The sequence below is a fragment of the Kinneretia sp. DJ1R-11 genome, assembly GCF_025717595.1.
Lineage (GTDB): Bacteria > Pseudomonadota > Gammaproteobacteria > Burkholderiales > Burkholderiaceae_C > Paucibacter_A.
This window is the reverse complement of sequence record NZ_JAJIRR010000003.1, coordinates 70,967-94,371: the sequence shown is the minus strand read 5'-3', so window position 1 is coordinate 94,371 and position 23,405 is coordinate 70,967. Positions and strand designations below refer to the sequence as shown.

Annotated in this window: 29 protein-coding genes; 7 read left to right on the top strand and 22 right to left on the bottom strand. The window is 65.3% G+C overall.

All coding sequences use genetic code 11. The annotated features are described in order from the left end of the window. Positions 1-25 precede the first annotated feature (25 nt). Positions 26-1,234, top strand: coding sequence for a S1C family serine protease (locus tag LNV23_RS07140; protein ID WP_263562343.1), 1,209 nt, complete (start codon positions 26-28; stop codon positions 1,232-1,234). Positions 1,235-1,505: 271 nt separating this feature from the next. Here the strand turns inward: LNV23_RS07140 and tatC are convergent, their stop codons facing one another. From tatC to argB, 13 genes are all read right to left on the bottom strand, one after another. Continuing rightward, positions 1,506-2,282 carry a twin-arginine translocase subunit TatC gene (tatC, locus tag LNV23_RS07135; RefSeq protein WP_263518660.1) on the bottom strand — a complete coding sequence of 259 codons (777 nt, stop codon included), beginning with the start codon at positions 2,280-2,282 and terminating at the stop codon, positions 1,506-1,508. Continuing rightward, positions 2,279-2,758: a Sec-independent protein translocase protein TatB gene (gene tatB / locus LNV23_RS07130; RefSeq protein WP_263518662.1), complete on the bottom strand. Its 480-nt coding sequence runs from the start codon at positions 2,756-2,758 to the stop codon at positions 2,279-2,281. The genes tatC and tatB overlap by 4 nt, the downstream gene beginning before the upstream one ends. A gap of 52 nt (positions 2,759-2,810) precedes the next feature. Next, positions 2,811-3,047: a Sec-independent protein translocase subunit TatA gene (tatA, locus tag LNV23_RS07125; protein ID WP_263562342.1), complete on the bottom strand. Its 237-nt coding sequence runs from the start codon at positions 3,045-3,047 to the stop codon at positions 2,811-2,813. A gap of 76 nt (positions 3,048-3,123) precedes the next feature. Further along, positions 3,124-3,471 carry a histidine triad nucleotide-binding protein gene (locus tag LNV23_RS07120; protein WP_263562341.1) on the bottom strand — a complete coding sequence of 116 codons (348 nt, stop codon included), beginning with the start codon at positions 3,469-3,471 and terminating at the stop codon, positions 3,124-3,126. A 40-nt stretch (positions 3,472-3,511) separates the two neighbouring features. Then, on the bottom strand, positions 3,512-3,886 hold the full coding sequence (locus LNV23_RS07115; protein WP_263562641.1) for a DUF4870 family protein: 375 nt from the start codon (positions 3,884-3,886) through the stop codon (positions 3,512-3,514). A gap of 4 nt (positions 3,887-3,890) precedes the next feature. Next, entirely contained in the window at positions 3,891-4,265 is a 375-nt protein-coding gene (locus LNV23_RS07110) for a phosphoribosyl-ATP diphosphatase (protein ID WP_263562340.1), read from the bottom strand. Next, positions 4,262-4,657, bottom strand: a complete 396-nt coding sequence (hisI, locus tag LNV23_RS07105; RefSeq protein WP_263518669.1) for a phosphoribosyl-AMP cyclohydrolase — start codon at positions 4,655-4,657, stop codon at positions 4,262-4,264. The genes LNV23_RS07110 and hisI overlap by 4 nt, the downstream gene beginning before the upstream one ends. Before the next feature lie 26 nt (positions 4,658-4,683). Beyond that, positions 4,684-5,151, bottom strand: coding sequence for an NUDIX domain-containing protein (locus LNV23_RS07100; protein ID WP_263562339.1), 468 nt, complete (start codon positions 5,149-5,151; stop codon positions 4,684-4,686). Continuing rightward, positions 5,144-6,094, bottom strand: a complete 951-nt coding sequence (locus LNV23_RS07095) for an ATP-binding protein (protein WP_263562338.1) — start codon at positions 6,092-6,094, stop codon at positions 5,144-5,146. The genes LNV23_RS07100 and LNV23_RS07095 overlap by 8 nt, the downstream gene beginning before the upstream one ends. A 46-nt stretch (positions 6,095-6,140) precedes the next feature. Next, positions 6,141-6,812, bottom strand: coding sequence for a nucleoid occlusion factor SlmA (gene slmA / locus LNV23_RS07090; protein ID WP_411910549.1), 672 nt, complete (start codon positions 6,810-6,812; stop codon positions 6,141-6,143). Positions 6,813-6,937: 125 nt separating this feature from the next. Then, complete coding sequence (locus LNV23_RS07085; protein WP_263562337.1) at positions 6,938-7,633, bottom strand: response regulator; 696 nt, start codon at positions 7,631-7,633, stop codon at positions 6,938-6,940. A 119-nt stretch (positions 7,634-7,752) separates the two neighbouring features. Then, positions 7,753-8,487, bottom strand: a complete 735-nt coding sequence (locus tag LNV23_RS07080; RefSeq protein WP_263562336.1) for an HAD-IA family hydrolase — start codon at positions 8,485-8,487, stop codon at positions 7,753-7,755. Between the two features lie 70 nt (positions 8,488-8,557). Beyond that, complete coding sequence (gene argB, locus LNV23_RS07075; protein ID WP_263562335.1) at positions 8,558-9,475, bottom strand: acetylglutamate kinase; 918 nt, start codon at positions 9,473-9,475, stop codon at positions 8,558-8,560. Positions 9,476-9,611: 136 nt separating this feature from the next. On the opposite strand from argB, the gene LNV23_RS07070 reads away from it, so the two are divergent. Both LNV23_RS07070 and dtd read left to right on the top strand, forming a co-directional pair. Beyond that, positions 9,612-10,523 (top strand): cation diffusion facilitator family transporter, encoded by a 912-nt coding sequence (locus LNV23_RS07070; RefSeq protein WP_263562334.1) that lies wholly within the window; start codon positions 9,612-9,614, stop codon positions 10,521-10,523. Continuing rightward, a complete protein-coding gene (dtd, locus tag LNV23_RS07065) occupies positions 10,520-10,960 on the top strand; it encodes a D-aminoacyl-tRNA deacylase (RefSeq protein ID WP_263562333.1) in 441 nt (146 codons plus the stop codon). The genes LNV23_RS07070 and dtd overlap by 4 nt, the downstream gene beginning before the upstream one ends. 47 nt (positions 10,961-11,007) lie before the next feature. Here the strand turns inward: dtd and LNV23_RS07060 are convergent, their stop codons facing one another. Next, a complete protein-coding gene (locus LNV23_RS07060) occupies positions 11,008-11,445 on the bottom strand; it encodes a MerR family transcriptional regulator (protein WP_263562332.1) in 438 nt (145 codons plus the stop codon). Positions 11,446-11,574: 129 nt separating this feature from the next. Here LNV23_RS07060 and LNV23_RS07055 point away from each other — a divergent pair, with 129 nt between their 5' ends. Then, positions 11,575-12,042, top strand: coding sequence for a (2Fe-2S)-binding protein (locus tag LNV23_RS07055; protein WP_263562331.1), 468 nt, complete (start codon positions 11,575-11,577; stop codon positions 12,040-12,042). Next, positions 12,039-14,300: a xanthine dehydrogenase family protein molybdopterin-binding subunit gene (locus tag LNV23_RS07050; RefSeq protein ID WP_263562330.1), complete on the top strand. Its 2,262-nt coding sequence runs from the start codon at positions 12,039-12,041 to the stop codon at positions 14,298-14,300. Before LNV23_RS07055 ends, LNV23_RS07050 begins: the two co-directional genes overlap by 4 nt. 13 nt (positions 14,301-14,313) lie before the next feature. Here the strand turns inward: LNV23_RS07050 and LNV23_RS07045 are convergent, their stop codons facing one another. Genes LNV23_RS07045 through LNV23_RS07035 form a run of 3 tightly spaced genes read right to left on the bottom strand, consistent with a single transcriptional unit; the run spans position 14,314 to position 16,356 of the window. Then, positions 14,314-14,988: a tellurite resistance TerB family protein gene (locus tag LNV23_RS07045; protein ID WP_263562329.1), complete on the bottom strand. Its 675-nt coding sequence runs from the start codon at positions 14,986-14,988 to the stop codon at positions 14,314-14,316. A 24-nt stretch (positions 14,989-15,012) separates the two neighbouring features. Beyond that, entirely contained in the window at positions 15,013-15,888 is an 876-nt protein-coding gene (htpX, locus tag LNV23_RS07040) for a protease HtpX (protein WP_263562328.1), read from the bottom strand. A gap of 42 nt (positions 15,889-15,930) precedes the next feature. Next, positions 15,931-16,356 carry a hypothetical protein gene (locus LNV23_RS07035; RefSeq protein ID WP_263562327.1) on the bottom strand — a complete coding sequence of 142 codons (426 nt, stop codon included), beginning with the start codon at positions 16,354-16,356 and terminating at the stop codon, positions 15,931-15,933. Between the two features lie 127 nt (positions 16,357-16,483). On the opposite strand from LNV23_RS07035, the gene LNV23_RS07030 reads away from it, so the two are divergent. Together LNV23_RS07030 and LNV23_RS07025 are read left to right on the top strand one after the other, a co-directional pair. After that, the gene (locus tag LNV23_RS07030) at positions 16,484-17,371 is read left to right on the top strand and encodes a LysR family transcriptional regulator (RefSeq protein WP_263562326.1); all 888 of its coding nucleotides are present in this window, start codon (positions 16,484-16,486) and stop codon (positions 17,369-17,371) included. A gap of 134 nt (positions 17,372-17,505) precedes the next feature. After that, complete coding sequence (locus LNV23_RS07025) at positions 17,506-18,042, top strand: GNAT family N-acetyltransferase (protein ID WP_263562325.1); 537 nt, start codon at positions 17,506-17,508, stop codon at positions 18,040-18,042. 267 nt (positions 18,043-18,309) lie between these two features. On the opposite strand, the gene LNV23_RS07020 is transcribed toward LNV23_RS07025, so the two are convergent. The 5 genes from LNV23_RS07020 to LNV23_RS07000 form a co-directional block, all read right to left on the bottom strand. Then, positions 18,310-19,290 carry a tripartite tricarboxylate transporter substrate-binding protein gene (locus LNV23_RS07020; RefSeq protein ID WP_263562324.1) on the bottom strand — a complete coding sequence of 327 codons (981 nt, stop codon included), beginning with the start codon at positions 19,288-19,290 and terminating at the stop codon, positions 18,310-18,312. Positions 19,291-19,388: 98 nt separating this feature from the next. Further along, entirely contained in the window at positions 19,389-20,711 is a 1,323-nt protein-coding gene (locus LNV23_RS07015) for a phenylacetate--CoA ligase family protein (RefSeq protein ID WP_263562323.1), read from the bottom strand. After that, complete coding sequence (locus LNV23_RS07010) at positions 20,708-21,007, bottom strand: hypothetical protein (RefSeq protein ID WP_263518696.1); 300 nt, start codon at positions 21,005-21,007, stop codon at positions 20,708-20,710. The genes LNV23_RS07015 and LNV23_RS07010 overlap by 4 nt, the downstream gene beginning before the upstream one ends. A gap of 42 nt (positions 21,008-21,049) precedes the next feature. Continuing rightward, positions 21,050-21,859: an ABC transporter ATP-binding protein gene (locus tag LNV23_RS07005; RefSeq protein ID WP_263518697.1), complete on the bottom strand. Its 810-nt coding sequence runs from the start codon at positions 21,857-21,859 to the stop codon at positions 21,050-21,052. A 145-nt stretch (positions 21,860-22,004) separates the two neighbouring features. Beyond that, the gene (locus LNV23_RS07000; protein WP_263562322.1) at positions 22,005-23,333 is read right to left on the bottom strand and encodes an ABC transporter substrate-binding protein; all 1,329 of its coding nucleotides are present in this window, start codon (positions 23,331-23,333) and stop codon (positions 22,005-22,007) included. Positions 23,334-23,405: the final 72 nt, after the last annotated feature.

Here is a 23,405-nt window from a genome sequence, read left to right as displayed (position 1 = left end):
CGCCCGGGTCAGAGGAGTTGTTTACGTGCGCAGACTTTGGTTGATTTTCGCTCAGGCCACCACGGTGGTGCTGGCCCTGCTGTTTGTCGTCAGCACGCTGAAACCGCAGTGGCTGGGCGACGCTAGGCTGGGCGGCCAAAGTGGCAACAGTGACAACAGCGCCAGCTTGCCGCTGTTCAACACGGCCCAACCTCGCCCACCCGCCGCCGCAGCCAGCGGCGCCACGTCAGGGTCCGCACGCAGTGGTTATGCGCTGGCAGCGCGCCGTGCCGCACCGGCCGTGGTCAGCATCACCGCCAGCAAAGCACCCAGCCGGGCCAATGAGAACGCTGACCCCTGGTTCCGCTTTCACTTCGGCCCCCGTGGCCGCGGCCAGCAATCTGAGCGACCTCAGACCGGGCTGGGCTCGGGCGTGATCGTCTCTGCCGACGGCTATTTGCTGACCAACAACCATGTGATCGATGGCGCCTCGGACATCGAAGTCATGCTCAGTGATGGCCGCCAAGCCCGCGCCACCCTGGTCGGCAGCGACCCGGAAAGCGATGTCGCCGTACTCAAGATCGCGCTAGAGCGCCTGCCTGTGATCCAGCTCGGCAGTGCCGAAGACCTGCAGGTCGGCGATGTCGTGCTGGCCATTGGCAACCCCTTCAATGTCGGCCAGACGGTCACGTCCGGCATCGTCAGCGCCCTGGGCCGCAATCAGCTGGGTATCAACACCTTCGAGAATTTCATCCAAACCGACGCTGCCATCAATCCGGGCAATTCGGGCGGCGCCCTGGTGGACGCCGAAGGGAATCTGGTCGGCATCAACACCGCCATCTTCTCGCGCAGCGGTGGAAGCCTGGGCATTGGCTTCGCCATTCCGGTCAGCACGGCGCGCCAGGTGATGGAGTCATTGATACGCGACGGTCAGGTGGCACGCGGTTGGATTGGGGTGCAGACCCGTGAACTGACGCCTGAGTTCGCTGAAGCCTTCAAAGTCACGGTCAAGCAAGGGGTGCTGATCAGCGGCGTGGTGGCTGATGCTCCCGCGGCCAAGGCCGGTCTCAAGCCGGGCGATGTGCTGACCCGCGTCGGCGACACGCCCGTGGCCTCACCGGCCCAGTTGCTCACCGCCGTCTCGGCGCTCAAGCCCAAGACCGGCACCCAAGTTACCGTACATCGCGCGGGTCAGCAGCTGGACATCGCCATCACCGTGGCACAACGTCCCAAGCCGCAGGCAGAGCGCGAGTAAGGAAACAAGGGGCCTTGGGCTGCTCTCGGCGCAGAACCGTCGTTCGCTGAGATTTGAATACGAACGCAGAGTGCGCGGAGGTTCGCAGAGAGAGAGAAGAAGAAGAGCGAGGATTGTGTTCTCAGCGTCCTCTGCGGTCCTCTGCGAACTCTGCGTGCTGAAACTTCTCCGCGAACGACGGCTCAGTGCCGATCGCAGCCGCCACCCCGATCCGAGCCAACAAAAAAAGGCGCCCGAACCGGGCGCCTGATCTGGCCAGAACTGCAAGAAATCACTCTGGGCTGTCCGGTGCTTTGGAGTAGCGGATGAAATAGCCAGCCGCGAAGAGGCCCAGCTCGTACAGGATGCACATAGGAATGGCCAGCGCCAGCTGAGACACCACATCGGGCGGCGTGATGACGGCAGCAATGACAAAGGCCAGGACGATGAAGTACTGGCGGAAATCACGCAGCTTCTGCACCGACACCAGGCCCATGCGCGCCAACACCACCACCACCACCGGCACTTCAAAAGCAGCACCGAAGGCAATGAACATGGACATCACAAAGCTCAGATACGCCTCGATATCGGGCGACGCCGTGATGCTCTTGGGTGCAAAGCTCTGAATGAACTTGAACACCTGGCCGAACACGAAGAAATAGCAAAACGCCACGCCCACGATGAACAGCAAAGTGCTGGAGAACACCAGGGGCAGGACCAGACGCTTTTCGTGCGAATACAAGCCCGGGGCGACAAAAGCCCAGACCTGGTAGAGCACCACCGGCAGGGCCACCAGGAAGGCGGCCAACAAGGTGATCTTCAGCGGCACCAGGAAGGGCGAGATCACATTGGTGGCGATCAAGGTCGTGCCTTTAGGCAGCTGCGCCACCAGGGGAGCGGCCAAGAGGTCGTAGAGCGCAGCGGGGCCTGGATAAAAAGCCAGCACCCCAAAGACCAACAGCACCGCCAGGCTGGCGCGCACCAAACGGTCACGCAGCTCGATCAAGTGAGAGACAAAAGGCTGCTCGGTGCCCGCGAGTTCGTCCTCGGGCTTGTGGGAATCTGTCATGGAAATCGGCGTGCAGAGCTGGGGCGGAAGCGCGCCACGCGGGCGGCACCGGACTGGGCATGACGGCGCACACCTTGGCGCTGCTTGTACCACTGCGGCGTGGCGCCGCGTTTGACCCGCCAGTTCTTCTTGGGGTGGCTGTAGCTGGGCGGCTCGGCATGTTCCGAGCTCAAGCTCGGGGTGCGGCCGCTGACATCGGCCCAGGTCTGGTCGAAGGCCTGAGTGGCGGAATGGATTTCCTGCTGCACGCTGTCTTGGACATCACGAGCAGCCGTCTCCATCTCCGTCTTCATTTTCTTGAGCTCTTCCAGCTCCATGGAACGGCTGACCTCCGCCTTGACATCGGACACATAGCGCTGTGCCTTACCAATCAAATGGCCGATGGTGCGCGCCACGCGCGGCAGGCGCTCGGGGCCAATGACGATCAGGGCCACGCCACCGATCAAAGCCAGCTTGTCAAATCCGAAATCGATCATGCGAAGGTCAGGCGCTCAGCCGGCCGGCGAAGAAACAACAAGGCGCGGGCGCTCAAGAACGGGTCTTGGCTTCGACGTCGACGGTGTTGGCATCCTGCGCCTTGGCGCTGTTGCTGACCTGCTGGGCCGGCGCGACCGGATCGCTGCTGGAACCGTCCTTCATGCCGTCCTTGAAACCCTTGACGGCCGAGCCGAGGTCAGAGCCGACGTTCTTCAGCTTCTTGGTGCCGAAAACCACGATGACAATCACCAGCACGATCAGCCAGTGCCAGATACTGAAGGAACCCATTATTTCTCTCCTGCGATGGAAGCGACCATTCTAGTTGGCACGCATGACAGTTCTGCGAGCGCGGACTTGAGCGGCCTCAACCCTTGGCCCAGGGGCGGGGTCCCCCCATGACATGCATGTGCAGATGGTAGACCTCTTGGCCGCCATCTGGCCCGGTGTTGATGACAGTCCGGAAGCCATTTGTGACACCCAGCTCGCGCATCAGCTTGGGCGCCAAAACTGTCATACGGCCCAGCAGCTCGGCATGGACCTCGGTGGCCTCGGCCAGAGAGGACAAATGCAGTTTCGGGATCAGCAGGATGTGCACTGGCGCCCATGGGTTGATGTCATGAAAGGCCAGGATGTGCTCATCCTCATAAACCTTGCGGCTGGGAATCTGGCCCGCGGCGATCTTGCAGAACAGGCAATTGGGATCGTGTGACATGAGCGTAAGGATATTCAAGAAGCAAGCAAAACAGGTCAGATCAGGCCATGGCCCGGCCGGCATTCATGGCCAGCCAGCCGCGCAGCACACGATAGAGGAACCAAATCGACACCAGGACCCAGGCGATCCAGCCAGGGGCCAGAAACAAAGTCCAGAGTGGCGCCGTCAGCAGATACAAAAAGCCGGCCCAAGCGACCGAGCGCAAACGCCAGCTGAAGTGACTGGCCTGCCAGCTGCCGGCGGCATCGCCGCGCTTGAGCAGGTCGATCACCACGGCAATCAGCAGCAGCAAAACACTGGCCTGCACGCCCGGCAGCACCGCCCCGACCGCCACCACGGTGTGCAGAAGATAGCTGATCAGACCCACGGTGCGCAGGCTCTGCTCCTGCTGCGCGTCCAGCAGCACCGTGTTCATGCTCTCAGTCATTGGGCTCCTCCTCGCCCTTGGCCTTCTGGCCACGAGCAGCGAATTCCTGCAAACCGGACAAACCCTCGCGACGCGCCAGCTCGTTCAAGACATCGGCCGGCTTCAAGCCGAAAGCCGAGAGCGCAATGATGGAGTGGAACCAGAGATCGGCCACCTCATAGACGACCTTCTGCGGGTCGCCATCCTTGGCGGCCATGACGGTTTCGGTGGCTTCCTCGCCGACCTTCTTCAGTATGGCGTCCAGGCCCTTGTCGAAGAGCTTGGCCACATAGCTGGTGGCCGGGTCGCCCCCGTTGACGGGCTTGCGCGACTCGATCACGGCGGCCAGTTTGGCCAGGGTGTCATTGCCTTGCGTGGAGGGGTTCATTTGTAAATCCGCTCCGGGTCCTTGAGCACAGCATCCGCCGCCACCCAGGCTCCGTTGTCAAAACGTTGGAAGAAACAGCTGTGGCGGCCGGTGTGGCAAGCGATGCCGGGCTCGTGCCCGTTCTGCGTGATCTTGAGCAGCAACACATCGTTGTCACAGTCCAGGCGCATCTCATGCACGGTCTGGGTGTGGCCGGATTCCTCGCCCTTGTGCCAGAACTTCTGGCGCGAACGGCTCCAGTACACCGCCTCGCCCTGGGCCGCCGTGCGGCGCAAGGCCTCGCGGTTCATCCAGGCGAACATCAGCACATCGCCGCTGTCACGCTCCTGCGCGATCACGGGCAGCAGCCCGTCGGCATCCCATTTGATTTGATCCAGCCAGTCGTCAGTCATGCGCAGCAGTGTAGTGGCGGGCAGGCTCAGACCTGGTGCGTAGGGCCGGTGTGCGAACGCTCGGCGGCAAACCAGTCCAGCACCGGAATCGTGCCTGGTAGCACAGGCCGCACCTCGACCGGCAGCGCCTGCCAGGCCATGGTCTGCTGCTCGCGCATCTGGAACTCGCCCTGCCAATCAAAGACCTTGCAGAAATGCAGGCGCACGCGGGCATGGGGGTAGTCCATCACCAGCTCTTGCCAAGGGTGAGCGGCGCCGATGGTGATGCCCAGTTCTTCTTGCAACTCGCGGCGCAGGGCTTGCTCCACCGTCTCACCGGCCTCCAGCTTGCCGCCCGGGAATTCCCAGTAGCCGGCGTAGACCTTGCCCTCGGGGCGCGAGGTCAGCAGAAAGCGCCCTTCCCGGCCCTGCGCATCGCGCTCGACCAAGACGCCCACGGCCACTTCGACCGGCACACGGTCGGTGGGCGCCATTCCGGTCAAGGACTCAGACATGATCGAGGCCCTCCGGCGCCTGGCCCGCAATCACCGCCGGTGCCTGCTGCACCGGCGCGCCGCGCCCGGCCAGATCGCGCGCAAACTGCGCCGCCACCCGACCTGAGCGCGAACCCCGCTCCAAAGCCCATACCAAGGCCGGTTGGCGCGCCGCAACGATCTGAGCCTCGTCCAGGCCGTGATAACGCAACCATTGCGCGGCAATCGCCAGGTACTCGTCCTGGCTGAAGGGGTAGAAACTCAGCCACAGGCCGAAACGCTCGGACAGAGAAATCTTTTCCTCCACGGCCTCGCCCGGGTGGACCTCGCCGTCTTCGGTGTGGCGGTAAGCCAGGTTGTCGCGCATCTGCTCGGGCAGCAGGTGGCGGCGGTTGCTGGTGGCGTAGATCAGCACGTTGTCGCTGGCGGCGGCGATGGAGCCGTCCAGCATGGACTTGAGCGCCTTGTAGCCCAGCTCGCCTTCGTCGAAGCTGAGGTCGTCGCAGAAGATCACAAAACGCTCGGGCCGCTCAGCGACCAGGTCGACGAGATCCGGCAGGTCGACGAGGTCGCTCTTGTCCACCTCGATCAGGCGCAAGCCCTGCGGCGCGTACTCATTGAGCACGGCCTTGATCAGCGAACTTTTGCCTGTACCGCGCGCGCCGGTCAGCAGCACATTGTTGGCCGGCCGGCCCTGGACGAACTGTTCGGTGTTCTGACGCAGGCATGCTTTTTGCGGCTCGACCTCCAGCAAATCATCGAGCCGGATGCTTGCCGCATGGCGTACCGGCTCCAGCACCGGCGCGCCGCGGCGACGGCGATAGCGGAAAGCGGCGCCAGCCTGCCAGTCGGGGGCAGCCAGGGCCTGGGGCAACACGGCCTCCAGTCGCCCCAGCAGCGCCTCGGCGCGGCTGAGCAAGCTGTTCAAAGGGCTGGCGGGGGAAAGCGAATCGAGCAGTGACATCCGGGCAGTTTAAAGGCGCGTCGCGACCGCCCATCGGGCAAGCGACTCAGCGTGCCAGCATGCGCAGGGCCGCTTCCATCTGCTCGATCGGGCTGCGCTTGAAGCCCGAGCGGGCATAGCGCTGCAAGCGACCAATGACGAAGCTGACCAGCACCGAAGCTTGCGCATTGGCCTCCACCGTCGGCGTGCTGCTGCCGTTCGCCTCAGCGGCGGCGCGCAAGACCTGGCGCAGCGAGCTCTCAATGCGGTCAAAAAACTGGTTCATGCGCGCGACCAGGCGTTCGTTCTCGTAAACCAGGGCGTCACCCACCATCACCCGGGTCATGCCAGGGTTGCGTTCGCCGAACTGCAAAAGCACGGCGACGATCTTCTGCGCTTGCACCGTGCCAGAGCCTTCGCGCTCGATGATCTGGTTGACCAGGGAAAAGACGCTGCCCTCGATGAACTCGATCAGGCCCTCGAACATCTGCGCCTTGCTGGCGAAATGGCGGTACAACGCGGCCTCGCTGACGTCCAGCTTGGCGGCCAGGGCGGCGGTGGTGACGCGGTCGGCACCGGGCTGCTCCAGCATGCCGGCCAGGGTCTGCAGGATCTGCACACGGCGCTCGCCAGGGCGGGGCCGCTTGCGCGCCGGCGGTGCGGTGCTGACGGTTTCGGCGGACTCGGCCGGTGGCGCCTCGACGGGCACGGCAGTGGATTCGGGCACGGAGGCTGACATCGGTCGGTCGGTTGAAAAAGTGGCCGACCACGCGGGCCGGAAACGCGACTCAGCAGGCGAGGCTCAACCCACTGCGCGGCCGATTCTGGCACAGCCGAACCACGCTCCCGATGTCAATCGGACCTTCAGTCGCGCAACCAACCCAGACGACGTGCTTCGTAGATGGCCTCCACCTTGGAGCGCACATGAAGCTTGCGGTAAACCCGCTTCACATAGGTCATCACCGTGTGCGGGGAGACCTGCATGAACTTGGCGATCTCATCGAAGGTGAAGCCCTTGGCAGCCAGGTGCAGCACACGTGATTCCTGCTCGGACAGGGCCACGGCGTCTTCGTCCGAGGCCAAAGCATGCCCAACCGCCGCACCAGAGCCAGACGCCGCCGTATGTTGCGGCAGCGCCGGTGCCAGACGCAGCAACAGGCGGCGCGCAATCACCGGGCTGATCGGGCTGCCGCCGGCGCGCAAGCAGCGCAGTTGCTCGGGCAGGTCAAGGGCCAGGCTGTCCTTGAGCAGATAGCCGGTGGCCCCGGCCTCGATGCTGGACAGCACATGCTGCTCATCGCCGAACACCGAGATCACCATGACCTCGCATTGCGGCCGCGTCTGCGCGGCATGACGGATCAGCTCGATGCCGCTGCCGCCCGGCAGATCGAGGTCGACCAGGAGCACGTCCGGGTTCAGGCGGTCAAACAGCTGCCGACCTTGGGCCAGATCGGTGGCCATGCCGAGCAGGCGGATGTCGGTCACCGAGGCCAAGGAACGGCTGAAGGCGTCGCGGAAACTGAGCTGGTCTTCGACGATCAGAACGGAGAAAGCGGACATGGAGGCCCCGGGTTGAAGCGGCCGATTCTGCACGGCCGCTGCGGGCGCGGCAAACTCAAATCACTGACTGAGCCTTCTTTGACCCAAACACCACGCTCCGCAGCACACAGATCAGCGATTCAGCCACAAGAACCTGACGTCGGATCCCCACGGCATGCCGTCTCCAACGATTTCAATTGGGCCAGGCTGCGCACCCGCTGATCGACATAGACTGGTCGACGGCGCAAACGCGCCCCCGCCTCGGGGCCTATGGTGGCGCGCTGGAGCCAACGCTGCATCCAGACCGTGGACATACCGACGCCGCGCGCCGCCTTCTGGTGCACCAGGGTGTCTTCCACCAGCGTGCACTGGCCGGGCTGCAGGCGCAGGCGGGCCAGCAGATGGCGGAACATGCGCGCATCGGGCTTGGGTCGCAGCTGTCCGAACATGCGCATCTGTTCCATGGCGACCACGCCTTCGAAGTCACGCGACATGCCCAGCGCCGCCAGCACCCGCAAGGCATAGGCCAGCGGCGCATTGGTCAGCAGGAACTTGCGCCCAGGCAGGCGGCGCAAGGCCGCCAGATCATGGGCATGACTGTGCAGATGGTCTTCCAGGCCCGGCAAGGCATGGGTCTGCGCCAGGAAATGGGCGGCCGACACGCCATGGTGCCGCTCCAGCCCGAGCAAGGTGGCGCCGTAGCGATGCCAATAGCGGGCGCGCAGCTCACTGGCCTCGTCACGCGGCAAGTCCAGATACTCGGCGATGTAATCGGTCATCGCCACATTGAGCGCCCCGAACACATGGCCGGAGGCCTTGTGCAAGGTGTTGTCGAGGTCGACGAACCAGACCCGGGAACTGCGCCGGTCAGCCATGGGGCAGTCTCAGTGAGACCGAATCATGGCAAGTCCTCACGGCGTTCAGACACGGAACAAGCATCCGTTCTCAGTGAGACCGGATCATTGTTCCGTAAGCCTGATCCGACAGGATCTCCAGCAGCATCGCATGCGGCACGCGGCCGTCGATGATGTGGACGGCGTTGACGCCACTCTTGGCGGCGTCGATGGCGCCGGCGATCTTGGGGATCATGCCGCCGCTGATGGTGCCGTCCGCCACCAGCTCGTCGATGCGGCGCGGGGTCAGCTCGGTCAGCAGCTGGCCATCCTTGTCCAGCACACCGCGGATGTTCGTGAGCATCAAGAGCTTCTCAGCCTTCAGCACCGTGGCCAGCTTGGCCGCCACCACATCAGCATTGATGTTGTAACTTTCATTGTTCTCGCCGAAGCCGATCGGGCTGACCACGGGGATGAACTGGTCGTCCTGCAAGGCCTTGACCACGCTGGGGTCGATGGAAACGATGTCGCCGACCTGGCCAATGTCGTGCTCCTTGCTCGGATCGTCCTTGTCTTGAATCATGAGCTTCTTGGCGCGGATCATGCCGCCGTCGCGCCCGGTCAGGCCCACGGCCTTGCCGCCGGCGGCATTGATCAGGCCCACCACATCCTGCTGCACCTCGCCGGCCAGCACCCACTCGACCACATCCATGGTCTCCTGGTCGGTCACGCGCATGCCCTGGATGAAATGGCCGGTCTTGCCGAGCTTGCTCAGCAGGCCTTCGATCTGCGGGCCGCCACCGTGCACCACCACCGGGTTCAGGCCCACCAGCTTGAGCAGCACCACGTCTTCGGCGAAGTCTTTTTGCAGCTCCGGGTCGGTCATGGCATTGCCGCCGTACTTGATGACGATGGTCTTGCCGTGGTACTTGCGGATGTAGGGCAGAGCCTGGGACAGGATCTCGGCCTTTTCACGCGGGGCAATGTGGGCCACATCGGTGCTGGAGGTGGCGGTCGTGTCGTTCTTCATGGCGGGCGCGCAGGCAGCACACAGGAGTTTGAAACTGGCGCGATTGTAGGGTCGCGGTGTTGGGTCGCATGTGGGGTCGCGAACCTGGCTGACACGGCTTAAGCCAGGCTTCAGCCAGGGCGGCCACAATGCCGCCATGCAAGTTGCCTCCTACCTGAAACTGTCCATCGCCGTGGCCTTGGTGACCATCGCCTTGAAAACCGGCGCCTGGTGGTGGACCGACTCGGTCAGCCTGGCCGCCGATGCGCTGGAATCCCTGGTCAATCTGGCCGGCGCCATCTTCGCTCTGGCCATGGTCACGGTGGCAGCCAAGCCGCCGGATGCCGAACACCCGTTTGGCCACCACAAGGCCGAGTACTTCTCCAGCGGCTTCGAAGGCGTGCTCATCATCGCCGCGGGCCTGGGCATCATCTGGGCCTCGGTCCACCGCCTGCTGGACCCGCAGCCGGTCGAGGGCCTGGGCCTGGGCGTGGCCCTGGCCATCATCAGCTCAGCCCTGAACGGCGGCCTGGCCTGGGCCATGCTCAAAAAAGCCCGCGAGCACCGTTCCATGGCACTGGAGGCCGATGCCCGCCATCTGTTCACCGATGTATGGACCTCGGCCGGCGTGGTGCTGGGCTTGGTCGGCGTCATGCTGACCGGCTGGCAATGGCTGGACCCGCTGCTGGCCGCCGTCGTGGCCCTGAACATCTTGCGCGAGGGCGTGCACCTGGTCTGGAAGTCCAGCCACGGCCTGATGGACCAGGCCCTGGACCCCGAAGAGCTGCAGCAGGTGCAGCAGGTGCTGGACCGCTTCGCCCAGGCCCAGCACATCCGCTTCGACCACATCGCCAGCCGCAGCGCCGGCCAGCGCCGCTACCTCGACCTGCATATGCACATGCCCGCCAGTTGGAGCCTGGGCCAGGCCGCGGCCGAGCGCAATGCGCTGGAGCGTGCGCTGATGGCCGCCGTGCCCGGGCTGCGCGCCAGCATCCAGCTGCTGCCCAGCGATGTGGAGGCGCATTTCGATGACCCACAAGATGAACCGATGCAGGAGAAGCTGCCATGATCGCCGTGCTGCAACGCGTGCAACACGCCCAGGTGGAAGTGGAGGGGCGCATCACCGGCGCCATCGGGCCGGGCCTCTTGATGCTGGTCTGCGCCGAGCCCGGTGACAGCGAGGCACAGGCCGACAAGCTGATTGCCAAGGTGCTCAAGCTGCGCATCTTCAGCGACGCGGCCGGCAAGATGAACCTCAGCGTGCAAGACATCGCCGGCGGCTTGCTGATCGTCTCGCAATTCACCCTGGCCGCCGACTGCAGCAGCGGGAATCGTCCCAGCTTCACCGGCGCGGCCGGCGCCGAGCAAGGCCGCCGCCTCTACGACTACTGCCTGGCTACGGCCCGGCGCCAGCACCCCCAGGTGGAAGCCGGCGAGTTTGGCGCCGACATGAAGGTCAGCCTGCTGAATGACGGGCCGGTGACGATTCCGCTGCAGATCCGCTGAGGCGCAGGATGGGCCGAGAGGCCCAGGGACCGAGCTAGCGACGGGAGTCAACGGCCCCGCTGGCGCACGCGTCGCGTCGCGCCGGCGACCGGGTCGGGCGGCGCCACGGCTGATGCGATCTGCAAGCAACGACCCGCTTGCCACTCGGCATGCAGGTCTCGCATCAGCGACTCTAGTTCCAGCCTTTGGGCCGTCAAAACGGCCTGCATGGCATCGATCTCGGCCAGCCGGGCCTGCATGCTCTGCAGGATCTGATCATGCGGCAGCCCCTCCCCTTGGGCGGGAATGAGGCTGCGCAAGGATTCCAGAGAAAAGCCCAGGCCTTGCGCGGTCTGAATCAACAAGAGGCGCTGAACGCTCGCCTCGTCATAAACCCGATAGCCATTGGGGCCGCGACTGGCCGGCGGCAGCAAGCCGCTCGACTCGTAGAAGCGGATGGCGGAGGCCGCCAAGCCGCTGCGCTTTGCCAAATCACCGATCTTCATCCGCTCACACCCACGCTTTGCCCATGCGACCGAGAAATTTCAGCCGGGCACTTGACCTTGAAGTCAGCTTGAAGCTTAGCATCGGCGCCAAGCCAGCCCGGCCCCCACTCTTTTCCTGATGAGCCCCGCATGAGCACACAGTTGACCGTCAATGGCCAAGGCCACAGCCTCGATGTCGAAGCCGACACCCCCTTGCTCTGGGTGCTGCGAGACGAACTGGGGCTGACCGGCACCAAGTTTGGCTGCGGTGTGGCCAGCTGCGGTGCCTGCACCGTGGACATCGACGGCACGGCCACCCGGTCCTGCGTGATGCCCGTCGGCGCCTTGCAGGGCAAGCACATTCGCACCATTGAGGCCGAGCCCGACCGCATCACTGCCGCCCTGCAGGCGGCCTGGATCCAGCTGCAAGTGCCGCAATGCGGCTACTGCCAGAGCGGCATGATCATGGCCGCGGCCGCGCTCTTGCGCAGCACACCCAAACCCAGCGACGCCGACATCGACGCCGGCATCAGCAACCTCTGCCGCTGCGGCACCTACCAACGCATTCGCGCGGGCATCCATGCGGCCGCAGCGCAAGTGCGCGGGAGTGCGGCATGAAGCGCCGCGGCTTTCTGATTGCCGGCGGCTTGCTGGGCGGCGGCGTGCTGCTGGGCGTGGGTTTGAGCACCCCGCCCTCGGCCAGATCCAGGTTGGGTGACAAGACCACGCTGCCGACCGAAGGCGGACAGATCGCCCTGAACGGCTGGGTCAAGCTCATGCCGGACGGCCGCGTCATCGTCGCCACACCGCGGGCCGAGATGGGCCAGGGCGTGCACACGGCCTTGGCCATGTTGGTGGCTGAGGAGCTCGATGCCGATTGGAGCCAGGTCAGCACCGAACAGGCGCCGCTGGCCCAGATCTATGCCAACACCGCCCTGCTGCTCAATGTGCTGCCCTTCAGCTCGGACGATGACAGCCTGCTCGCGCGCCTGGCCCGGCGCTCGGTGCAGCGCGTCGGCTATCTGCTGAGCCTGCAGGTCACGGGTGGCTCGTCCAGCGTTCGTGACGCCTGGGAGCCTATGCGCCTGGCCGGCGCCACGGCCCGCGCCCTGCTGGTCGACGCTGCGGCCCAGCGCTGGAGCGTGGCACCCGAGAGCTGCCAGGTGCAGGCCGGCGTGGTGCGCCACCCGACCAGCGGGCGCCAGGCCGGCTTTGGCGAGCTGGCCGCCGATACCGTGAACATCGCCCCGCGCCGGGACGTCGCACTGAAAGACCCGAGCCAGTTCCGCCTGATCGGCAAACCCATGCCGCGCACGGACATTCCAGCCAAGGTCAACGGCAGCGCGCAGTTCGGCATCGACATGCAGCCCGAAGGCCTGCTCTACGCCGCCATCCGCCATTGCCCGGTGCTGGGCGGCAAGGTGCGCCAGGTCGACAGCGCTGCCGCCAAGGCACGCCGCGGCGTGGCCGATGTGCGGGTCTTGCAGGAGCGTTCGGTGGTGGTGCTGGCTGACCGCTACTGGCGCGCCAAGTCGGCGCTGGATGCGCTCAAAATCGATTGGGACGAAGGCCCCAATGCCCAGCTGGATTCCAGTCTGATCCGCGCCCAGCTGCAAGTCGCACTGGATGGCGGCGCCAAAGGCAGTGGTTTTCGCCAGCAAGGCGATGCCGAAGCTGTCTTGCGCACAGCCGGCCGCAAACTGGAAGCGAGCTACTACGCCCCCTTTCTGGCCCATGCAGCCCTGGAGCCCATCAACTGCACGGCCCAATTCAAGGATGGCCATCTGACGGTCTGGTGTGGCACCCAAGTGGCCTCGCTGGCGCGCTGGAAAGCGGCCCAAGTGGCTGGCATCGATAGCGAGCAGGTGACGCTGCACGTGCCCCTGCTCGGTGGCGGCTTCGGCCGCCGCCTGGAGCTGGACATGATTGAGGAGGCGGTGCTGCTGGCCCTGCAAACCCAGGGTCGGCCGGTCAAGCTGCTGTGGTCGCGCGAGGAAGACATGCAGCACGATATGTACCGCCCCGCCGCCATGGCCCGTTTTGTCGCCGCGCTCGATGAGCAAGGGCGGCCGCAGGCCTGGCTGAACCGTGTGGCGGCGCCCTCCATCGGCCTGTCCACCACCGAACGCCTGCTGCCCTCGATGGCGGCCGACTCCCCCGACAAGAACCAGATCGAAGGCGCCTTCGACCTGCCCTACGCCATTCCCCACCTGAGCGTGCGCCAGCTGCGGGTCAAGACGCCCGTGCCGGTGGGTTCCTGGCGCAGCGTCGGCCATTCCTACAACGCCTTCTTCACCGAAGGCTTCATCGACGAGCTGGCCCATGCGGCCAAGCAAGACCCCTTCGAATACCGCCGCTCGCTGCTGACCGACAAGCCGCGCCACCGCGCGGTGTTGGAACTGGCCGCGGCCAAGGCCGGATGGGCTCAGGCCTTGCCGGCCGGAAGGGCCCGCGGCATTGCCTTGCACGAGAGCTTCGGCTCCTGGTGTGCCCAGGTGGCCGAGGTCTCGCTGCTGGACGGCCAAGTCCGGGTGCACCGCGTGGTCTGCGCCATCGACTGCGGTGTGGTGGTCAACCCCGACACAGTCGAAGCGCAGATGCAAAGCGCCATCGTCTACGGCCTGTCCGCCGCCTTGTACGGCGAGATCACGCTGAAAAACGGCCGCATCGAGCAGAGCAATTTCCCCGACTACGAGGCCATCCGCCTGGCGCAGATGCCGCAGATCGACGTGCACATCATGCCCAGCAGCGCGGCACCCGGCGGCGTGGGCGAGCCGGGCACGCCGCCGATCGCGCCGGCCGTGGCGAACGCCTTGTTTGCGCTGACTGGCCGGCGGATTCGCGATCTACCGCTGCGGGCGGACCTGTTCGCCTGAGGGCGCTTTCCGCTCAGGCTGCGCTGGCCTGGGCTTCGAGTTCGGCCTTCAGGCCTGGAGGCAGTTGCAGCTGGCGCGCCAGCTCGTCGAGGTAGGCGCGTTCCATGAAGCTGGTTTCGTCAGCTACCAAGAGGCTGGCCAAATACATCTCGGCGGCCAACGCCGGGCTGCTGGCGGCTTGCGCCACCTGGGCCGGATCCAAGGGCCGAGCCAGTTCGGCCTCCATCCACTGGCGCAGGGCCGGCTCGGCCTGCAGGCGCTGCAGCTCGGTCTCCAGCAGGCCGCGCTCGCGGGCGTCCAGGTGCCCATCGGCTTTCGCCGCCCCGATCATGGCCTGCAGCAATGCGCGGCCATGCTGTTCAGCGGGCGGCGCGCTCAGCTGAGGAGCGGCAAGGGCCGCAGGCTGCGGAGCGTGCGCTTGTTGTTGTTGCTGCTGTTGTTGCTGCTCTTGCCAGGACTGGTAGGCCTTGTAGGCCACTGCGCCCAATGCAGCGAGGCTGCCGTACTTGAGCGCCTTGCCGCCGAAGCTGCGGCCGCGTTTGCTGCCCAGCAGCAGGCCCAACGCACCACCCGCCGCGGCGCCACCGCCGATCTGACCCCAGTCCGGCGCACGCGCGCCGCCGCTCTTGCCGTCCAGCAGGCCCAGGCCCGACTTGAACAGCTGCTCCAACATATTCTGTGCACTCATGGAATCGGTCTCCTGATTCGTTCTTCAAGCGGTCTGCTGCAGGCGTGCAATGCGCTCTTCCATCGGCGGGTGGCTGGAGAACAGCGCCATCATGCCGCCGGGGCGTGAGCTGATGCCCATGGACTGCATGGCCTTGGGCATCTCGCCCGGATCCAGGCCGCCCAGGCGAGCCAGGGCATTGACCATGGGCTGCTTGCGACCCATCAGCTGGGCTGCGCCGGCATCGGCACGGAACTCGCGCTGGCGCGAGAACCAGGCCACGATCATGGCCGCGACCACACCGAGCAGCAGGTCCATGACGATGGTGGTCACGTAGTAACCGATGCCAGGGCCGTCGTTCTGGTTGCGCAGCACGATCTTGTCGACGAAGTAGCCGACGATGCGCGAGAGGAAAACCACAAAGGTGTTCATGACGCCTTGGATCAGCGCCATGGTCACCATATCGCCATTGGCCACATGGGCAACCTCATGGCCAATCACCGCCTCCACCTCTTCGCGCGACATCGACTGCAGCAGGCCGGTGGACACCGCCACCAGGGCCGAGTTCTTGAACGCACCGGTGGCGAAAGCATTGGGCGCGCCTTCGTAGATGCCGACCTCGGGCGTGGCAATGCCGGCCTTCTCGGCGAAGCGCTCCACCGTGGTTACCAGCCAGATGTGGGTGGTGTCGTTCGACTGGTTGATGATCTGCACGCCCGTGGTCCATTTGGCCATGGGCTTGCTGATCAAGAGCGAGATGAAGGCGCCGCCAAAGCCCATCACCAGGGCAAAGCCCAGCAGCGATGTCAGGTTCAGACCATTGGCCGTGAGGAAGCGATTCAGGCCGAGCAGATGGACCGCCAAACCCAGCACCAGCATGACGCCGAGGTTGGTCATCAGGAACAGAAATATTCGTTTCATGGTGTCAGCACTCCAAGATTCAATAAAAGCTCACCACAGGCTTCAAGCCGAGGGCAGCGAGCGCGGCGGCACCAGCGTCGCCGCCTTGCTTTGCATCAGCTTGAGCAAGAGGCTCAGGCCACCGCCCAAGAGCAAGAGCAGGAAGATGCCCAGCCCCCAAATCAGCCAGACCAAGGGCGAGAGCCAGTCGCCCAGCACCGGCATGGTCTCCAGCACACCCTTGAGCAGAGGCGCGAACAGGTCCACGAACTCGGCCAGGCCTTGCAGCAAGCCCTCGGGCACCCAAGACGCCAGCCAGCTCGGCAGCTGCAGATCGGACAGGCGCGCGCCCAAGGTGGGCAGCCCTTCGGCTTGCGAGCCCAGGGCCGCCACGGTCCACAGGGCCAGGCTGTGGAAGGCCCAGCTCGCCAGCGACCACAGCGCCGCCAGCAATCCGAGCACCAGCCAGGTCAGCAGGTAATAGGCCATTGTCTTTCCCCTTTTTCAGACATCGAGATGCACACATTCTCTGCCTCTCGACACTTCCAAACAAGCAGCGCTGGCTTACTATTCACTTCTGTTTTTAAGAAGTCAACGCCATGTACTCGGAGCCTCCATGCTGAATTTCAGACATTTGCATTACTTCTGGGTTGTGGCCCAGGAAGGCGGTTTCGCACGCGCGGCGGAGCGGCTGGACATGGCCATCCAGACCATCAGCACCCAGGTGCGCGAGCTGGAAAAGTCACTCGGCCACCAATTGCTCAAGCCGGCCGGCCGCGGCGTGGCGCTGACCGAGGCGGGCCAGGCCGCATTTGCGCGCGCCGAGGAGATCTTCCGCCTCGGCAGCCTGATCACAGAGGAAGTCCGTCAAGCTGCGCAAGGCCCGGCGGCGCGACTGGCGGTGGGCCTGACCGACGGCATTTCCAAGTTGGCCGCCCATGCCCTGCTGGCGCCGGTCTTGGGCACCGAGTCTCTGCGCCTGCTCTGCCACGAAGGCGAGGTGGACCCTCTGCTGGCCGAGCTGGCCATGCACAAGCTGGACCTGGTGCTGGCCGGGCGACCGGCGCCGCACAAACCCGGCCTGCGCCTGAGCAGCGAACTGCTGGCGCAGGCACCGGTGGACTGGTACGGACCCAAGAGCCTCGTGCACGCGGCCGAGTTGCGCGACTTCCCGCACTGCCTGGACCGCCTGCCTGTGCTCTTGCCCACCGCTCACTCGGCCTTGCGTGCCACGCTCGATCACTGGTTTGCCGAACAAGGCCTGCAGCCACGCATCGTCGGTGAATTCGAGGACAGCGCCCTGTTGGCCGTGTTCGCCTCACGCGGCCTGGGCGTGTTCCCGGTCAGCCGTCTCGGTGCCGAGGACCTGGAGCGTATGCACGGCCTGCGCCTGCTGGGCCGCTGCGAGGACGTGAAGGAAGAGATTCACGCCATCCGTTCGCGCCGCGGCCAGCATCATCCGCTGGTGCTGCAGCTGCTGGCGGCGGCACGCGCGGACTCGTGAGCGTGCGCAGGCCGAGCCGGCTGTGGACAACACGAGCCTGGAATGGGGCTGACTGTGCTGGAATGGCGTCAGCAAGCGTGCGGATTCAGGCGGCCGCCTCCCGCCTTCCATGTACTGACGACGGTTGAATAACGATGAAGACCCCGGCGACTCTGCGCACCCTGGCACCGACCGACGCCGCCGCGCTGCTGCACTTCGAACTGCACAACCGTGATTGGTTCGAGCATCACGTAGAAGCCCGAGCGGCCGATTTCTACAGGCTGGGCGGCGTGCAAGCGCATATGGCCGAACTGCTGGCCCTGCTCGATCGCGGCGAGGCGCATCCCCTGCTGATCATGAGCGCGCAGGGCGAGATCCTGGGCCGCGCCAATCTCAAGGCCATGGATGCCGAGCGAGGCAGCGCCGAACTGGGCTACCGCATCGCTCAAGCCCATGCCGGGCAAGGTCTGGCGAGCTTGGCTGTTCGTGAACTGATGCGCCTGGCGCATCAGCGCTGGGGCCTGCATCACTTGGAGGCCTACGTAGCCGTGGACAACCCGGCCTCGGCTCGTGTCTTGCTGAAGAACGGTTTTGAGCGGGCCGAATGCCATCCCGGCATGGCCCGTGTGCAGGGGCGGCAGATCGACTGCCACCGCTACGATTGCGCGCTGGATGTCGCGGGGCCTCTGTAGGGCGAGAAAGCCCTAGCTTCAGGCGTCTTGTCCTCAGCCTGGCCGCTTGCAAGCGGCCAGTCCTTCGGCAGGCGTCGGGCAAGACGCAAGTCTTGCCCTCGGTCCTGCCTCAGTCGCCTTGCAGGCTGAGCCCGCACATAGAACAGCACCTGCGTGCTGTTCTATGGCTGGCGAGGGCCGGTCCGCATGCTTGCGGACAGGCCGCGCCGTCGCAGAGCGACGGCCCCTCCTAGGGCGAGAAAGCCCAAGCAGTTGGGCTTTCTGTCCCTAGTCGGCATATTGCCCCGCGGCCTTGATGACGGTGCCCCACTTGGCGATTTCGGCTTCGACGAACTTCTTGTGCTCGGCACCGTTGACCCGGGCATCGGTGACGATGACGGCACCCAGGGCTTCCTGGCGCTTGTGGAAGTCGGCGTCGGCCAGGGCGGCTTTCAGTGCGGCAGTCAGCTTGTCCAGCACCGGCTTGGGTGTGCCCTTGGGCGCGTAGACACCGTGCCAGATGTTGACACTGAAACCTTTCAGACCCACTTCATCGAGGGTCGGCAGCTTGGCCAGAGCGGGCGCTGTCAGGCGCTTGCTGCTGGTGACGGCATAGGCCTTGACCTTGCCGCCTTCGATCTGGCTGGTGGTGTTGGTGGTCTGGTCACACATCAAATCGATCTGGCCGCCGAGCAGGTCGGTCATGGCCGGGCCGGTGCCCTTGTAGGGCACGGTGGTCATGTCGATCTTGATGGTGCTCTGGTACAGCAGGCCACACAGGTGCGAGGCCGAGCCCAGGCCGGCATTGCCGAGGTTGACCTTGCCCTTGTTGGCCTCCAGCCACTTGGCCAGCTCGGCATAGCTGTTCGCCGGCATCGAAGGCTTGGCGATCAGGGTCATGGGCACTTCGTTGATCAGGCCCAGGTACTCGAAATCATCGAGCGTCTTGTACTGCATATTGCGGTACAGCGCAGGCGAGGTGGCCATGCCGATGTGATGCAGCAGCAGGGTGTAGCCATCGGGCGCGGCCTTGGCGACCTTGGTGGCACCCAGCGTGCCACCGGCACCGCCGACGTTCTCGATCACGATGGTCGCGCCCAGGGGCTTGCGCAGAGCCTCGGCCAGGTCGCGAGCGACCTTGTCGGTGGGACCGCCGGCCGAGAAGGGCACGACGATATTGACGGGCTTCTCGGGGTAGTTGGCGAGGGCGGCGCCCGAGGCCAGGGTCAGCAGACTCAGGGTCAGCAAGGGCAATGCGGTCTTGTTCATGTCAACAGTCCTCGAATGGCGAGTGGGAGGACTGTCATCCTAGGCGGCAGCTCGGGCCTCGCGACAGCGGGAACTACGTAATCCGAGAACGACCGCGCTCAATCGAGCCGGCGCGCGTCTTCAATCACCCGCCCGTCATTCGGCAAGCTACCCAGCGGTAGCAGCTGGACTTCGGCGCGCAGCTTGGTGATGTCACGCAGGGCTGCGGCGAGTTGCTCGGCCAGGCCTTCGCGGGGCTCACCCTCGGGCAACTCGAGCTTCAAGGTCAGGCGGTCCTGCGCCATTTCGCCCTCGACCACCAGGCGCGCCCGGCCGGCCTGCGGAAAACGGCTTTGCAGCTCGGCCAGCTGCGAGGCGTGGATGAACATGCCGCGCACCTTGGCCGACTGGTCAGCCCGGCCCAACCAGCCGCGAATGCGCTGGTTGCTGCGGCCCGTCGGGCACGGGCCAGGCAAGATGGCGGAAAGGTCGCCGGTGCCGAAGCGGATCAGCGGGTAATCGGGATTGAGCGTGGTCACGACCAGCTCACCAACCTCGCCCGCGGCCACCGGCTCGCTGCCACCGGGCCGCACGATCTCGACGATGATGCCTTCGGCTAGCACCAGGCCCTCGCGCGCCGCCGTCTCGTAAGCGACCAAGCCCAGGTCGGCCGTGGCATAGCACTGGTAGCCGGCCACACCGCGCTCAGCCAGCCAGTCGCGCAAGCTGTTGGGAAACGCCTCACCGCTGAGCAAGGCGCGCTGCAGGGAGTCGAGGCGCAGGCCGCTCTCGGCCGCCTTGTCGAGCAGGATTTTCAGAAAGCTGGGGGTGCCGACATAGGCCTGCGGGCGCAGGTCACGCATGGCCTGCAGCTGCAGCTCGGTGTTGCCGACGCCGCCGGGGAACACGGTACAGCCCAGGGCATGGGCGCCGCCTTCCATCATGGCGCCAGCGGGGGTCAGGTGGTAGCTGAAGCTGTTGTGCACCAGGTCGCCGGCGCGCAGGCCGGCGGCGAACAGGGCGCGCGCCACGCGCCAGTAATCGGCGGCCCGACCCTCGGGCTCGTAGAGGCCGCCGGGCGACTGGAACACGCGAGCCGCGCCGCCGCTGCGCACGCAGCCGCGCCAGCCGATGGCGGAGAAACCACCCAGCGCATCGTAGGGATCCGCCCCTTCAAGACCCTGCCGCTCGCGCAGGGCCTGCTGGCGCGCCGCCAGTTCGGGCTTGCGGGTCACCGGCAGGCGCGCCAGGGCGGCACGGTTGCAAACATCGGCCGGGTCCACGCCGGCCAGCAAGCCGGCGTAAGCGGAGGTCTGTGCCTTGGCATGGCTGAGCTGCAGGCGCAGGGCCGCCATCAGCTGAGCCTCGCGCTCTGCCGGCTCGCGGGTTTCCAGCGCGTCGAAAAACTCGCCGCGTTCGGGAGAGGGTGCCGTCAAACTCATGGCGTTTCGTCCGTCCAGCGGCTGAGCCGGCGTTTGATCTCGTCCAGCAGACTGCGCACCTCGGCAGCGCTCTTGCATTGGCGGGTTTCCCACTCGGGGCTGCGCCCCGGGCGCTTGACCAGCCGGGCCAGCAGCAGGCCGGTCTGGGCGCTCAGTTCCAGCACCGGCTGGCCTTGCAGGCTGAAGGCATCGCCGCGCGCCTCCAGCGAGCGCAGGTCGCGCAGATTGCGCTTGAGCGTCAGCAAGGCCTCCTCGGCCTTGAAGGGCGGGAGGGCGAAGAAGGCATCTTCATTCATGGCCGGACTTCTGAATTGAAAGGAAACAGGCGTGCCCATGGTTCAGGCCAGCCAGCGCTTGCGGCGCTTGTAGCTCTTGACGTCCTTGAAGCTCTTGCGATCACCGCCACCGGTGCCGAGGTAGAACTCCTTGACGTCTTCGTTCTCGCGCAGGGCCTGCGCGGCGCCGTCCATGACCACGCGGCCACTTTCCAGGATGTAGCCGTAGTCCGCATAACGCAGCGCCATATTGGTGTTCTGTTCGGCCAGCAAAAAGGTCACGCCTTCCTTGCTGTTGAGGTCTTTGACGATTTCGAACACCTCTTCGACGATTTGCGGCGCCAAGCCCATGGAGGGCTCGTCCAGCAGCACCATGCGCGGATTGGCCATCAAGGCACGGCCAATGGCGCACATCTGCTGCTCGCCGCCCGAGGTGTAGGCGGCCTGCGAGCTGCGCCGGGTCTTGAGGCGGGGGAAGTAGTTGTAGACCTTCTCCAGCGTCTCGGCCACGGCGGCGCGGCCGTCGCGCCGGGTGTAGGCGCCGGTCATCAGGTTGTCCTCGATGCTCAGGTGAGCGAAGCAGTGGCGCCCCTCCATCACCTGCACCACGCCGCGGTTGACCATCTCGGCGGTGGACAGCTTTTCGATGCGCTCACCGCGCAGCTCGATGCTGCCCTTGCTGACCTCGCCGCGCTCGCCGGCCAGCAGGTTGGACACCGCCCGCAGTGTGGTGGTCTTGCCCGCGCCATTGCCACCGAGCAAGGCCACGATGCGGCCTTCCTGGACCTGCAAGGACACGCCCTTGAGCACCAGGATCACGTGGTTGTAGATGACCTCGATGCCGTTGACGTTGAGGAATGGGGTGGGGTGCATGGTGGGGTGAATCGTGAATCGTGAATCGTGAGTTGGGGGCTTGGACAGCGCTTCATGCCCTCGCGAACAGACAGGAAACGTGAGAGGAATGGCGAGGCATTCACGACTCGCCATTCACCACTCACGAATCACCCGTTCATCGCACTCAAGACTGGCAATCCGCCGGAGTCCGCCGCTCCAGCTTCTTCTCCGCCGCGTACTTGTCGGCGGCCTGCTTGACCATGGGCTTCAAGATCTGCTCATCGGCCTGCATCCAGTCGGAGCTGAAGTTCCACTTGGCGCCGTCCCAGGTGTGCACGCGTGCCCAGCTGGAACCCATGTGGTCGGCGCAGGAGGTGGACAGCGGGCGCAGCACACCGGCCAGGCCCAGGGCGTCGAGCTTCTTCTGGTCCAGGGCCAGGTTCTCCAGGCCCCAGCGCACCTGCTCGGCCGTCATGACCTTGCCCTTGCCGTAGCGCTCCTGGGCGCGGCGCACCGCCTCGATGCCCAGAGCCTGGATGATCACGCCCCGGGTGTAGAGCACCGAGCCGACTTCGTCCTTGGGGCCTGCGCCCTGGCCCTTGTCATGGACATGCTTGAGGATGTCCTGGATGACCTTGGGGCTCTGGCCCGAGGTATTCAGCGCCAGCGCGTTGTAGCCCTTGGCGCCCTCGCCCACGTCCTTGACATCGGGCTCGGCTCCGGCCCACCAGACGCCGTACATCTTCTCGCGCGGGTAGCCGGTGGCCTGGGCCTCCTTCAGCGCCGTCGAGTTCATCACGCCCCAGCCCCAGAGCAGCACATAGTCGGGCCGCTGCTGGCGCACCTGCAGCCAGGCCGACTTCTGCTCCACACCCGGCGCCGTCACCGGGATCTTGATCAGATCGAAACCGTGCATCTTCTGCCGCTCATCGAGCAGGGGCATGGGCTCCTTGCCGAAGGGCGAGTCGTGATAGACCAGGGCGATCTTCTTGCCCTTGAGCTTGTCGAAACCGCCCTCTTTCTTGGCCAGGTGCTGGATGAGCATGTCCGCCGCGGTCCAGTAGCTGCCCATCAGCGGGAAGTTCCACTTGAAGACATTGCCGTCCTGCGAGGCGGCCAGGCCATAGCCCAGGGTGATCAGGGGGATCTTGTCCTTGATGACCTTGTCGGTCAGCGCGAAGGTGATGCCGGTGGCCTGCGGGTCGAAGAGTGTGGCGCCCTTGCCTTTCAGGCGCTCGTAGCACTCGACACCCTTGTCGGTGGCGTAACCGGTTTCGCATTCCTCAAACGTCAGCTTGACGCCGTTCACACCGCCGTCGCGGGCGTTGATCATTTTCAGATAGTCCTGCTTGCCATTGGCCCAGGGCGTGCCGTTGGGGGCATAGGGCCCAGTGCGGTAGACCAGCAAGGGGAAGAACTGCTCCTTGGCCTCAGGCGCGGCCTGGGCCGGGCTCGATAACAGGCCCGAAGCAGCGACAGCCAAAGCAAGAACGATGGACGGCTTCAGTTTCATGCGTGTCTCCAGTCGATGCGCACTCAAGCGGTGCGTTATGGGTTGAACAAAAAAGCAGGCGCGAAAAATTAA